This window comes from Granulicatella sp., assembly GCF_057274575.1.
Window position 1 is genome coordinate 1 of sequence record NZ_DBHISP010000014.1, and the last position, 12,944, is coordinate 12,944.

Genomic DNA, 12,944 nt, shown 5'->3' on the forward strand with positions numbered 1-12,944 from the left:
AATTGCAACAAGTGGTTCTAAATCTCAAGTTTACCAAATCGAATTGACTTCTGAAACAGGAACTAAATAAGAAAAGAATAAAAAAACAAGTCTAGAATGTCTAGACTTGTTTTTTTGTTAAAAAGAGATAAAATGAAAAATAGATGATTAAGATTAAAAAAAGATTAAAAAATGCTTGCAAATTGGAAAGAGTTACTGTATTATAAATTCAACATAAATTTATGGATTGAAAATCACAACCAATTTATAGAACGGAGAATGAATATGAAAAAGAAAAATATGATGATTCTGTTTTCAGCAACGACGGCGTTAACTTTGGCAGCTTGTGGTGGCAATAACAATAGTTCAACAACCACAACTACAAGTAGTGCTACGAATACTACTCAAACGAAATTTGCTTCAGAAGTAACTCATGATGGAACCCCTATTAAAGGTGGAACATTAAAATATGCCATTGTATCAGTTTCACCATTTTCTGGAATTTTTCCGGATGAGTTGTCTCAAGTCACAACGGATTCAACCATTGGTGGTTTAATTGATGAAGGTATGTTTGAATATGACGAGAATCGTAAATTAACGAATACTGGTCTTGCTAGCGTTAAGTTCGATGTAGAAAACAAAACAGCAACGGTTTCATTAAATTCTAAAGAATATAAATGGTCGGATGGACAACCAGTAACAATTGACGATTATATTTTCGCGTATCAATCAATTGGGGATAAAGATTATACAGGTATTCGTTACGATGAGGATTATAAAAATGTAGTCGGTATGGAAGAATACCATGAAGGAAAGGCAACAAGTGTATCTGGTCTTCAAAAGGTAGATGACTATACGGTTAAAATCCAATTCAAAGAAATGAGTCCATCGATGCAACTAGCTGGGGGATCATTATGTAATTACATTATGCCAAAACATATCTTTAAAGATATACCTATAGCTGAATGGGAGCAAAGTGATTATGTTCGTGGCACAAAATTTGTTGGTTTAGGACAATTTAAACTTCAATCAATTACTCCTGGGGAGTCTGTTACATTAGTTCCAAATGAACACTACTACAAGGGAGTTGCGAAAGTAGACAAGGTTGTAATGGAAGTTGTGTCTCCAGCGAATATTGTATCTGAAATGAAAGCAGGAAACTATGATATAGCAGAGATGCCAAATTCCCAATATGAAGCTTTCAAAGGATTAACTAATGTAACGTTCTTAGGTAAATTAGCTTCGGCTTATGAGTATATCGGATTCCACTTAGGAAAATATGATGCTGCAGCAGGTAAAAACGTAACAGATCCAAATGCAAAAATGAGCGATGCAAAGCTTCGCCAAGCAATGGCCTATGCATTAGATATTGAAGCTGCAGGACAAAACTTATACAATGGACTACAACATTCTACAAACTCAATTATTATTCCATTCTTCAAAGACGTATATAATAAGGAACAAGAAGGATTTACTTATAATCCAGAAAAAGCAAAACAATTGCTAGATGAAGCGGGATATAAAGATGTTGATGGTGACGGATTACGTGAAAACAAAGATGGTTCTAAATTACAAATCAACTTTGCAGCACGTACTCGTGATGATGCCAATGAATCACTTGTTCAACAATACTTGAACTGGTGGAAAGAAATTGGGTTAGATGTAAAACTTTACACAGGACGTACGATTGAATTGAACTCATTCTATGATAAAGTTCAAGCGGATGATCCAGAAATCGATGTATTCGCTGGTGGTTGGTCTACAGGTTATGATCCAAATCCAGAAGGATTATTCGGTGAATCTGCAAAATTCAACTTTGAACGTTATGTGGATGCTGAAGGAACTGCAATCATGAAGAAAATCGCTTCAACAGATGCATTCGATTCAGCTAAAAACGTTGAATTCTACAAAGAATGGCAAAAATACGTTCATGATAAAGCGTTTATCTTCCCAACGTTAGTCGGAGAATCAATTACAGCAGTTAACAAACGCGTGAAATACTACGATGTAAATTTAGGCAGTCGAAAATCTGACCTCTATCAAATTGAGTTAACAAGCGATGCTGCTGCTAAATAAGAATTCAAAAGAGATGGACTTCGGTTTGTCTCTTTTTTTATTGTGGAAATTGTGATGTCCAATGAAAACGTATTAATGACGTGTTTAGGATGAATTTTGGGTTCAAAATTAAAATAACATGAGAAAAGTTAATTTTTTGCTCATAAATAATGGTAATCAAGATTGATTCATGGTAAACTAAAAATACGCTGTATCTGCGCTCAAATTGTCATACAATTTGCATTTAGAGAGCATGCAACGTATAATAGAAACGTTGTTTTATTATTTTAAGAATTGAAATAGTTCACTGAAAAAAGAAAATAAGGAGGAATCGGATTTGACAATTGATAAGCCACTATTAGAAATCAATAATTTACATGTTGGTTTCCGTATCAAAGATGATTTTTATGATGCAGTAGATAATGTATCTTTAACATTAGAAAAAAATGAAATTTTGGCCATCGTTGGAGAGTCAGGATGTGGGAAATCTACATTAGCGACAACCATCATGGGCTTACACAATAAAAATAATACAAAGATTACAGGGGACATCATTTATAACGATGTAAACTTAGTAAATTTAAACGAAGCGTTGTACAACAAGATCCGCGGAAACGACATCGGTATGATTTTCCAAGATCCATTGGCTTCATTAAATCCATTGATGACAATTGGGGCTCAAATCGATGAAGCTCTTTATTATCATACAGACTTAAATGAAAAAGAACGTACTGAACGCGTATTAGAATTGTTAGGACAAGTAGGGATTCCAAACCCACAACGTACTTACAAACAATATCCACACGAATTATCAGGTGGGATGCGTCAACGTGTGGTTATCGCGATTGCATTATCATGTAAACCACCAATTATCATTGCCGATGAACCAACAACTGCCTTAGACGTAACGATCCAAGCGCAAATCTTAGACTTATTAAATGATATCCAAAAAGAAACGGAATCTGGAATCATCTTAATCACTCACGACCTTGGTGTAGTAGCAGAAACTGCTGACCGTGTAGCCGTGATGTATGCTGGACAATTTGTTGAAGTAGCACCAGTTGAGGAGCTGTTTACAAATCCACAACATCCTTATACACGTTCATTATTACAATCAATCCCACAAGCGGGATCAGAAGGTCAAGAATTACATGTAATCAAAGGAACAGTGCCACCATTACCAAAATTACCACGTAAAGGTTGCCGTTTTGCTCCACGTATTCCGTGGATTTCAGCGGACGCTCACGAAGAAAATCCAACACTTCACGAAGTTGGACCAAATCACTTCGTTCGTTGCACATGTTATAAACATTTCCATTTTGAAGGGGAGGAAGCATAATGAGCGGTTTTGTAACCATTGAAGATTTAAAAGTTCACTATCCGATTCGTAGTGGCTTCTTTAACCGAGTAACGGATCATGTTTATGCGGTAGATGGAGTGTCACTTGAAATCGAAGAAGGGAAAACTTACGGTCTTGTTGGAGAATCTGGTTCTGGGAAATCTACAATTGGTAAATCGATTATTGGTCTCGAACACGTAACAAGCGGTAAAGTGATCTATGAAGGTGAAGACGTAACAAACAAAGCACGTCGTCGTACTTCAGACTACAACCGTAACGTACAAATGATTTTCCAAGATTCACTGTCAAGTTTTAACCCTAAAAAACGTATCTTAGATATCGTGGCTGAACCATTAAGAAACTTCGAACGTTTATCTCCAGATGAAGAGAGAAAACGCGTTATCGAATTAATGGAAATTATCGGATTATCTGAAGAAGCCTTATTAAAATATCCACACCAGTTCTCAGGTGGTCAAAGACAACGTATTGGTGTTGCTCGTGCTTTAGCAAGTAACCCTCGTTTAATCATCGCCGACGAACCAGTATCAGCGTTAGACTTATCTGTACAAGCGCAAGTGTTAAACTACATGAAACGTATCCAAGATGAGTTCAACTTAAGCTACTTATTTATTTCCCATGACCTTGGGGTTGTAAAACATATGTGTGATGAGTTATTCATCATGTACCGTGGACGTTTTGTTGAAACAGGTAAAGCGGAAGATATCTACGCTAACCCACAACACATCTATACTAAACGTCTATTGTCTGCGATTCCGGTAATCGATCCAGAAAACCGTGAAGCAAACAAACTTCGTCGTAAAGAAGCTGAAAAGTTCTATCAAGAAAATCAAAAACTTTATTATGATGAAAACGGTCGTGTGTTTGATTTACAAAAAATCTCTGACACACACTCTGTTGCATTTAATCCAAAAGGAGGAAACTAATTATGTGGAAAACCATTTTACGTCGTGTGTTATTGATGTTGCCACAAATCTTCATCCTTAGTGTGCTAGCATTCTTAATCGCGAAGATGATGCCAGGGGATCCATTTACAGGTTTAATTACTCCAGAAACGGACCCAAATACAATTGAAGCGTTACGTGTGAAAGCCGGATTCTATGATCCGCTTCCTGTTCAATATTGGAACTGGATTTCAAAAGCATTCCGCGGAGACTTCGGTCAAAGTTATACTTACAAATATGAAGTAACGAAATTAATCGGTGAACGTATTGGTAACACAGTATGGTTATCATTATTAACATTGATTTTAACTTACTTAATTGCATTACCATTAGGGATGATTGCAGGTCGTTTCCAAAACACTTGGGCTGATAAAGTAATCGTAGTATATACCTTTATTACTTACTCAATCCCAGTATTCGTATTTGCGTTAGTATTATTATGGTTATTTGGTTATACATTAGGTTGGTTCCCAACTCGTGGATCTGTCGATTCAGATGTAGTTGCTGGAACAATTGGCTATTATGTAAACAAATTCCATCATATGCTTTTACCAGCGTTTACGATGGCGATTCTTTCGACTACAGGTACAATTCAATACTTACGTACAGGGGTTATTGATGCGAAGAGTCAAGACTACGTTCGTACTGCACGTGCGAAAGGGGTTCCTGAAAATGTTGTGTTCAACCGCCACATCTTCCGTAACTCAATCTTACCGATTGCAGCTTTCTTAGGATATGAATTCACTGGTTTAATCGGTGGTTCAGTGTTTATCGAAAACATTTTCTCATATCCAGGGATGGGGAACTTATTCGTATCATCTATCACAGGACGTGACTACTCAGTAATCTTAGCGTTACTATTATTGTTTGGTACAGCGACTCTTCTAGGTACGCTTCTATCAGATATTATTATGAGTATTGTTGACCCACGTGTACGTGTACAATAATAAAAGGAGGAGTAGCAAATGGAGCAAAATAATGTAAATACAGTTGAAGAAACTGTTGTTGAAGAAAGCACCGTATCTACACCGCCTGCTGGTTTTCAGGTTATTGTACGGGAGTTTTTAAAGGATAAATTAGCGCTTTTCGCGTTAATTTTACTAGCATTGATTTTCTTAGTTATTTTTATTGGACCATTTTTTATTAATGAAGATACAGCTCTTAAAGTAAATATCTTAGGTCGTTATAAAGCCCCAACAAATGCTCATTTGTTAGGGACAGACGAAAGTGGTCGTGATGTTTTAGCCCTATTAATTATCGGAGCTCGTAACTCAGTATTAATTGGGTTCTCAGTTACAATCTTGACATGTATCGTTGGTATCATCGTTGGATTGATTTCTGGTTACTACGGTAAATGGGTGGATACAACTTTAATGCGTGTTGTTGACTTTATCATGATTTTGCCAACATTGATGATTATCATCGTGTTCGTAACGGTAATTCCAAACTACACCATGTTCCACTTTGTATTTATCATGACAGCCTTCTATTGGGTAGGTTCTGCTCGTTTATTCAGAACACGTACTCTTCAAGAAGCAAGCTTAGACTATGTAAATGCATCTAAGACATTAGGTTCAAGTGACTTACGTATCATGTTCCGTGAAATCTTGCCAAACTTAAGTTCATTAATTATTGTTAACTTAATCTTACGTTTAGCAGGGAACATCGGTATTGAAACGGGGTTAACTTACTTAGGTTTCGGTTTACCATTTACAACACCATCACTTGGTACATTAATCTCTGCAGCGAAAAATGCGGATATCATCGAAAATAAATTATGGGTTTGGTTACCAGCCACAATCTTAATCTTAATCATGATGTTATGTATCAACTATGTTGGTCAAGCATTGCAACGTGCAGCGGATTCTCGCCAACGTTTAGGTTAATCATAAATTTGCAAAAGAGATTGAAGGAAACTTCAGTCTCTTTTTTTGTGCGCAAAAAGGCCAAATAGAAAATTTTTTCGTACCTAATAGAGAAGAAAAGTGTAGGATTTCGGTGTTTGGTTGTGAAATAGAAGGGAATCTAGTAAAATAGAGAATACAAATGGTGAAAGGAGTGGCCATGATGTACGTAAGTGAATCATTTGAAACAGTGCTAAAGAACCGTGAATTGAAACTGGATAAGAAAGATTTAGGTAATGACGGAATTGCGTTTCTAGGTCTCTATTCAGAAGGAGAAGATGAGTTTCCGTTTAGCGTCGTGTTTGATGATAGCCAGGATCGTACCGATTACCAAATCACTTATGAAGGAATCGGAAATGGAAAAGACTTAGGTTTAGATTTATTCGATGTGCTTTTTACCATTAATCGCTTGAACCAGGAGTTAGTGGCCTACTATACGCTACTCATGGATCCAGATGGGGAACTTTTTATTCGCTATGTGGGGAGAGTAACTCCATTTGAAACTTTCACTTTGTATGAATTACTCGTGATGGGTTCAAAAATTGCATCAGAAGTACGAAGAACATTATTAGAGTTAAAGGATGAGAACAATATTTAAGAAGTATTCCGATTTGATAAAGCCATACGACATTATTATTGTGCTCGTGTTATTGCTCTTATCATTTTTACCAAATGCAATTTATGCTTACCAACAAGCAACGGTTAAAGAAGAAGCTAAAATATATGCCATTATTACCATTGATGGGGAGGAAGTTCAGCGTATCGAGTTAAGCGAAAATACGCCTCGTGAAGAGTTTTATTTTGAGCCTCATGATAATCAATATAATATTATCGAAGTTGATGGAACTAGAATTAGAGATAAAGAGGATAATAGCCCCGATCAGATTGCTGTGAATACGGGCTGGATTTCCAAACCGGGTCAGACCAGCATCTGCTTGCCACATGGGCTGATGATTGAGATTGTCTCAACCGAACCTGCCAATAGTGATAATGACACCATTATTCCGTTATAAAATAAATGAAAGTTCGCTACAGTTGTAGCGGACTTTTTTGCTATCTCGACAGTTCTCTTTCCAAGGAGGAGAGTATTTTGTCAGTAGCCTTTAAGATGCACCAAATTACCTAAAATCACACAGCGCATTTTTTATAACAAATCCTATTTCAGAGTTTTTAAAATAAGGAGTTTCTCGTAGTAAGAATTTCTCTTTGACTTAGACGATGAGGAGAATCGAGCGGATTTTAAAATAGCAGTAATGGGAAATGACACAAAATGCGAATTAGGAGCCGTAGGAAGTCTTTCCTTACGGCTCCTTTGAGGCTTTTAAGGTGAGAGACGAGAGGCTCGAACCGTTGTCCCATTACAGCTATTATAAGAAAATCAGCAAGGATTCGATTCATCGTCATTATTAAATTCATAAAGAAATTTTTGTAGAAGAGAAGCCTACTCCTTATTTTATAAAAAAACTCACGAAAGAACGCTGGAATATGGTATTATAGTGAAATAAGGAGGAATGCACTGTGCGAATTATTTCAGGAGAATTTGGCGGAAGACGCTTAAAGGCAGTACCGGGCCAAAATACTCGTCCGACGACCGACAAGATAAAAGAATCGCTCTTCAATATTTTGGGCGGTTATTTTGACGGAGGAGTCATGCTCGACATGTACAGCGGAAGCGGAGCCGTTGCCATTGAGGCCGTTTCTCGTGGGATGGACCGTGCGTTTCTATTCGAGAACAATCGCCTTGCACAAAAGACGATTGAGCAAAATATCGAGATTACGAAATCACCCGAGCAATTTCATTTAAAACGACAAAATGTGAAGCAAGGATTGAAAACACTGGCGAGTGACCCAGCGTTTGAACCGCTAGAATTGGTGTTCATGGATCCACCATACCGCATGCAAGAAATTGTAAAGGACATTGAGCAGTTGCAAGAATTAAACTTAGTTTCTCCAGACTGCGTGATTGTTTGCGAGGTGGATAAGGAAGTGCAACTTCCAGAACGAATTTTAGAATTTGAGCAATATAAGCGCGTGGAGTACGGCATTACAGCCTTAGTGTTCTTTGACCGTGCATCCGACGAAGAGGAGGCTTAATATGAGAAAAGCGGTAGTAGCAGGAAGCTTCGACCCGATTACAAATGGGCATTTAGATATTATCGAGCGAAGCAGTGAGCTCTTCGATGAAGTCATTGTGGTTTTATCGCATAATGTTCAGAAAAATTATTTATTTTCTTTAGACGAGCGAAAATTGATGGTTGAAAAAGTGATTGCGCATGTACCCAATGCCAGAGTGGTAGCCGTAAGCGGAGGATTAACGGTAGAGGCGGCGGCTCAGTTAGGAGCAAGCGTTCTTGTGCGCGGGGTTCGAAATGCAACTGACTTCGAATATGAAGCGACTCTTGCATCTCATAACCGTGTTCAAAAAGGGGAAGTTGAAACGGTTCTTTTACTCAGTAAGGAAGAATATCGCTTTGTAAGCTCTTCGATGATGAAAGAATTGGCACGTTTTGGTGGGGATGTCAGTCCTTTTGTCCCTGAAGTTGTGAAACGCGCCTTAGAAGAAAAGTATAAGAATACGCCAGAACGAAAAATTAGAATGGATGAGGAGATTACAAATGTCGAAGTCTAAGAAATTTTTTTATATTATTTTAACAGTTATTCTGTTAGCGATTATTTCATTCATTCCCATTCCTTACGTCATTGAATCTCCCGGAACGGCTGAAGATGTATCTCAGTTTCTAACGGTCAATGGGACAAAAGATGAAGAGGAGGGGACACTGCGAGTGCTGACTGTCTATGTAGAGCAAGCCACCGTCTTAACTTCTTTAAAACAATTTTTCAAACATCATGAGATTTTACCTGAAGAAAAAGTATTTGGAAACTATACTCCAGAAGAATATGATCAATTACAAGAGTTCAGTATGCGAAATGCTCGTTCAAAAGCAGTTCGTGTCGCCTTTGAAGCAGCTGGAAAGTCAGTAGAAAGTAAAGTCAACGGTATTTTTGTCACTCGAGTGGATCAAAATTCTAATTTCCGTGATAAATTAAAAGTCGGCGATATCATTGAAACAATTGATGGAAAGAAACTTGAAAATACGGATGAGAGTCTTGAAGAATTACAAGAGTATCTTTCTTCACTGGAACCAGGCCATTATTTATCACTGATGATTAAACGTGATGGAGAATCAAAACTAGTTCGTGATAAATTAAAATTGAACAGTCGTACTGGTAGAATTCGTTTAGGATTTGAAGGAGAAATTGATGAAGACGTAACGTCAGATCCTGCGATTGAATTTGATCCTCATGGTGTCAGTGGTCCGTCAGGTGGCTTAATGTTCACTCTTGAAATCTATAATCAAATTACGAACAGCCATTTGAAAAAAGGACATAATATTGCGGGAACTGGAACGATTGAACTGGACGGAAGAGTTGGAAGAATCGGTGGGATTGATAAGAAGTTAGTTGCAGCAATTGAAGCTGGAGCTACTGTTTTCCTAGCACCGGATGATGAAATTACGGATGAGATGCGTGAGCGTTATCCAGATATCAAGACAAATTATGAAGAAGTAAAAGAAGCAGCTGAAAAGTTGGGGACAGATATTAAAATCTATCCTGTAAAAACTTTACAAGAAGCGATTGAGATTCTAAAAAATCTATAACAGGAGAGTCATTTTTCTCATATCTTTAATTGGAGCAATCTTTTTAAGGAGTGAGAAAAATGGCTTTTTTTGATGCATGGAGAAATAAATGGGAAGAAATGAATTGGAAAGTAAAAGGGAATATTTTATTTGTTTGCCTCATTATCGGGATGGGGCTTTTTTGGATGAGTCGTCAAGGGGAAGAGGTGGAAGAAGTTGCACCATCCCTATCGGAGACAACCATTCTTCCTCAAGAGGTAGAAGATAAAACAACTGTTTCGACCGTCATTTATGTCGATGTAAAAGGAGAAGTTCACCACCCAGGAGTCTATCGAATGAAAGCAGAAAATAGAGTGAAAGATCTCATTGAGGCTGCAGGAGGATTCACTCCATTGGCAGATGATCAAAAATTGAATTTAGCTCAACTCTTAGAGGATCAAATGGTGATTGTAGTCCCAAAAAAGGGAGAAGAAGTGAATTCGGAGCTCTCTCAAGCTCCCACGCCACATAAAAAAGAGGTTGGAAAAGAAGGTAAGATCAATATTAATACGGCAACCGTTGAAGAATTGAAGACATTAAAAGGGATTGGGGAGAAAAAGGCAGAAGCCATTATAGAATATCGAAAGCAAAATGGTTCCTTTAAAAACAAAGAAGAACTTATGAAAGTGAGAGGGATTGGAAAGAAATTATATGAATCCTTTCAAGAAAGAGTGATCGTCCAATGATTTATTTTGTTCTTGCAAGCGTGATGGGGACGGCGATGGTCGTTTTTTCAGTCGGGAAAGTGGGATGGGTTCTTCCTTTACTGCTTATCGTAGTTGGCTTTATCCGTGAACAATCAATACGAAAAAAAGCAATGGGTCTAATGGTCGTTGGAATTTTTTCTATTCGCTCATTTTATTATGTCCAGGCTATTACACAAACTCCTTTTCACCCTTCACAGTCTCTCCATGGGCAAATGATATTAAATCCCCATCACCTCAAAGTGAATGGGGATTTGTTAACCGGAAGTGCACTTCTAGAAGCAGAAGGAAAGAGTGAAAGAGTATTTTTTCGCTATATTTTGGGTTCGGAAGAGGAGCAAAAGGTGTTTCTGGAACTGAATCATGTGGTAAAGGTATCTGTTGAAGGAATTATTGAGGAAATCGAACCTGCTCGTAATAAAGGGAATTTCGATGTGAAGAATCATTATTTAAGTGTGGGGATTCTTCATTCTTTCAAAATTGAAAGTCTATCAAGTAGAAAAGTTGCTGTCAAAGGAATCTCTGCTGCTATTGAAAATCTTCGTTTCTGGCTGATACATCAAGTGCGCATGCAGAAGGAAAATCAGGTCAAACAATATACATTAGCATTGCTTCTTGCGGACAAATCAGGATTTGATGAAGAAGTTTGGGAACGGTACAAACAACTTGGGATTCTGCATGTATTAGCGATTTCGGGGCTTCATATTTCGTTAATGGTTTCTGCCCTTCAAAAGTTTTGCTGGAGGTGCGGGATTACTCGAGAGAAAACAGATGGTGTATTAATGTGTTTTGTCCTGTTCTATGGGTTTGTCATCGGATGGGGAATTAGTGGGACGCGCGCGATTGGAATGGTGGTTCTCTCGATTCTTTTGAAACGATGGACGCCTCTTCGTCATCACACACAACTATGGAGCCTTTTAGGGATGCTTGTTGTATCGGTCCTCATTTGGCCAGGAATTCTTTGGAATGTCGCGTTTCAATTAAGCTATGCGCTTAGCGGAGTGATTCTTCTATTATCCAAGTGGCAAAAAAATGTGCTTCCTAAAGTCAACGCTTCATTATGGATTCCAATAGGAATAAGTGTTATGGCTTTGCCTCTCATCTGTCAGTATTTCTTTTATTGGAATGCCTTTAGCATCATCCTTACTGCTTTGTTTTCCCTATTGTTTGAAGGGGTTCTATTCCCGCTATTAACGATTTATCTGATTGCGGTATTACTTGGGTGGGGGAATTTAGTGGCTATCATTTGTTTTCTAGGAGAAGCACTTCTTTCGGGGCTCACTCAACTATTAACCTTTTGTCAGAAGTTCACCATTACAAAATTTACATTCGGCATTTGGGAACCATGGGAGTGGGTTGTTTATTTTTTGTTGATTCTTATCGCACTAGTGCTATTTGAACGAAGGAAAATGACAGTTAAAAAAGGACTCTTTTTTCTAGGGGCTCTTATTTTACTTCTGGTAGAAGTTCCCTATCATTGGGGAACTGAGCTCATCATGATAGATGTTGGGCAAGGGGATTCGATTTTAGTATTGGCTCCAGGATGGAATCAAGCGACATTAATCGATACAGGTGGATTGAGCGATTTTGCCTTCAAAGAAGAATGGAGAAGACGCAAGAGAAAATCCCAAGGAGTCACAACTGTCATTCCTGCTCTTCAAGCAGAAGGACTTTCAGAATTATCGCAAGTAATGCTTTCCCATGGAGACGAAGATCATGTGGGGAATCTTCGAGAAATCGCACAGCAGATTAAAATCAAAGAAATGGTGATAGGAAAAGGGATGGAGAAGCTTCCATTGATGCAACAGCTGAAAAGGGACTATCCGTCCATACGGTGGAAGTTGGTTTCTTCAGGAAACGAGTGGAAATGGAACCAAATGAAGTGGCAAATTCTGTGGCCAAAAGACACTTCCAAAGGAGAAAATGATGATTCAATTGTAGCTCTTCTAACGATTCAAAAACATGCCGTGCTACTCACGGGAGATGCTTCTGAAAAAGTAGAAGACACTATTCTGAAGGATGCTCCCAACTTGCATTTTTCTATTTTAAAAGTGGGACATCATGGAAGCCGAACGTCTACAAGCGAAGCCTTACTAAAAAAAGCTTCCCCTTCTATTGCTTTGGTTTCTTGCGGGAAGAATAATCGTTATCGCCATCCTTCAATCGAGACGATAGGAAGGCTGAATGGCATACACGCTCATATTTTCCGCACGGATCAAGATGGCCAAATTCGTCTTTATTTTAAAAAAGAACAGATTGAAATTTCTACGAAACTTTCGAAAAAGTATCAGAAATTGAAAGAATAGACAAAGCCCACGTTTCAA

12 protein-coding genes are annotated in these 12,944 nt (G+C 38.0%); all 12 read left to right on the forward strand.

Annotated elements, in window-relative coordinates:
• Positions 1–264 precede the first annotated feature (264 nt).
• The 12 genes from ACO5V7_RS07260 to ACO5V7_RS07315 all read left to right on the forward strand — a co-directional run bounded on the left by ACO5V7_RS07260 (position 265) and on the right by ACO5V7_RS07315 (position 12,926).
• On the forward strand, positions 265–2,055 hold the full coding sequence (locus tag ACO5V7_RS07260) for an oligopeptide ABC transporter substrate-binding protein (RefSeq protein ID WP_485485640.1): 1,791 nt from the start codon (positions 265–267) through the stop codon (positions 2,053–2,055).
• Positions 2,056–2,371: 316 nt separating this feature from the next.
• A complete protein-coding gene (locus tag ACO5V7_RS07265; protein ID WP_485485641.1) occupies positions 2,372–3,373 on the forward strand; it encodes an ABC transporter ATP-binding protein in 1,002 nt (333 codons plus the stop codon).
• Positions 3,373–4,317: an ABC transporter ATP-binding protein gene (locus ACO5V7_RS07270; protein ID WP_485485642.1), complete on the forward strand. Its 945-nt coding sequence runs from the start codon at positions 3,373–3,375 to the stop codon at positions 4,315–4,317. The genes ACO5V7_RS07265 and ACO5V7_RS07270 overlap by 1 nt, the downstream gene beginning before the upstream one ends.
• 2 nt (positions 4,318–4,319) lie before the next feature.
• Positions 4,320–5,282 (forward strand): oligopeptide ABC transporter permease, encoded by a 963-nt coding sequence (opp4B, locus tag ACO5V7_RS07275; RefSeq protein WP_485485643.1) that lies wholly within the window; start codon positions 4,320–4,322, stop codon positions 5,280–5,282.
• Between the two features lie 18 nt (positions 5,283–5,300).
• Positions 5,301–6,221: an ABC transporter permease gene (locus tag ACO5V7_RS07280; RefSeq protein WP_485485644.1), complete on the forward strand. Its 921-nt coding sequence runs from the start codon at positions 5,301–5,303 to the stop codon at positions 6,219–6,221.
• A gap of 178 nt (positions 6,222–6,399) precedes the next feature.
• Positions 6,400–6,837 carry a hypothetical protein gene (locus ACO5V7_RS07285; protein WP_485485645.1) on the forward strand — a complete coding sequence of 146 codons (438 nt, stop codon included), beginning with the start codon at positions 6,400–6,402 and terminating at the stop codon, positions 6,835–6,837.
• Complete coding sequence (locus ACO5V7_RS07290; protein WP_485485646.1) at positions 6,821–7,252, forward strand: NusG domain II-containing protein; 432 nt, start codon at positions 6,821–6,823, stop codon at positions 7,250–7,252. Before ACO5V7_RS07285 ends, ACO5V7_RS07290 begins: the two co-directional genes overlap by 17 nt.
• A gap of 505 nt (positions 7,253–7,757) precedes the next feature.
• On the forward strand, positions 7,758–8,333 hold the full coding sequence (rsmD, locus tag ACO5V7_RS07295; RefSeq protein WP_485485647.1) for a 16S rRNA (guanine(966)-N(2))-methyltransferase RsmD: 576 nt from the start codon (positions 7,758–7,760) through the stop codon (positions 8,331–8,333).
• Between the two features lies 1 nt (position 8,334).
• Entirely contained in the window at positions 8,335–8,868 is a 534-nt protein-coding gene (gene coaD / locus ACO5V7_RS07300) for a pantetheine-phosphate adenylyltransferase (protein WP_485485648.1), read from the forward strand.
• Positions 8,855–9,898 (forward strand): SepM family pheromone-processing serine protease, encoded by a 1,044-nt coding sequence (locus tag ACO5V7_RS07305; RefSeq protein WP_485485649.1) that lies wholly within the window; start codon positions 8,855–8,857, stop codon positions 9,896–9,898. The genes coaD and ACO5V7_RS07305 overlap by 14 nt, the downstream gene beginning before the upstream one ends.
• 59 nt (positions 9,899–9,957) lie before the next feature.
• Positions 9,958–10,602: a helix-hairpin-helix domain-containing protein gene (locus ACO5V7_RS07310; RefSeq protein WP_485485650.1), complete on the forward strand. Its 645-nt coding sequence runs from the start codon at positions 9,958–9,960 to the stop codon at positions 10,600–10,602.
• Positions 10,599–12,926, forward strand: coding sequence for a DNA internalization-related competence protein ComEC/Rec2 (locus ACO5V7_RS07315; protein ID WP_485485651.1), 2,328 nt, complete (start codon positions 10,599–10,601; stop codon positions 12,924–12,926). Before ACO5V7_RS07310 ends, ACO5V7_RS07315 begins: the two co-directional genes overlap by 4 nt.
• Positions 12,927–12,944: the final 18 nt, after the last annotated feature.

Coding starts and splice junctions, on each gene's coding strand:
- ACO5V7_RS07280 (WP_485485644.1), top strand. CDS start 5,301: ATGGAGCAAAATAATGTAAATACAGTTGAAGAAACTGTTGTTGAAGAA.
- ACO5V7_RS07305 (WP_485485649.1), top strand. CDS start 8,855: ATGTCGAAGTCTAAGAAATTTTTTTATATTATTTTAACAGTTATTCTG.
- ACO5V7_RS07310 (WP_485485650.1), top strand. CDS start 9,958: ATGGCTTTTTTTGATGCATGGAGAAATAAATGGGAAGAAATGAATTGG.
- opp4B (WP_485485643.1), top strand. CDS start 4,320: ATGTGGAAAACCATTTTACGTCGTGTGTTATTGATGTTGCCACAAATC.
- ACO5V7_RS07290 (WP_485485646.1), top strand. CDS start 6,821: ATGAGAACAATATTTAAGAAGTATTCCGATTTGATAAAGCCATACGAC.
- ACO5V7_RS07260 (WP_485485640.1), top strand. CDS start 265: ATGAAAAAGAAAAATATGATGATTCTGTTTTCAGCAACGACGGCGTTA.
- ACO5V7_RS07315 (WP_485485651.1), top strand. CDS start 10,599: ATGATTTATTTTGTTCTTGCAAGCGTGATGGGGACGGCGATGGTCGTT.
- ACO5V7_RS07270 (WP_485485642.1), top strand. CDS start 3,373: ATGAGCGGTTTTGTAACCATTGAAGATTTAAAAGTTCACTATCCGATT.
- ACO5V7_RS07285 (WP_485485645.1), top strand. CDS start 6,400: ATGATGTACGTAAGTGAATCATTTGAAACAGTGCTAAAGAACCGTGAA.
- coaD (WP_485485648.1), top strand. CDS start 8,335: ATGAGAAAAGCGGTAGTAGCAGGAAGCTTCGACCCGATTACAAATGGG.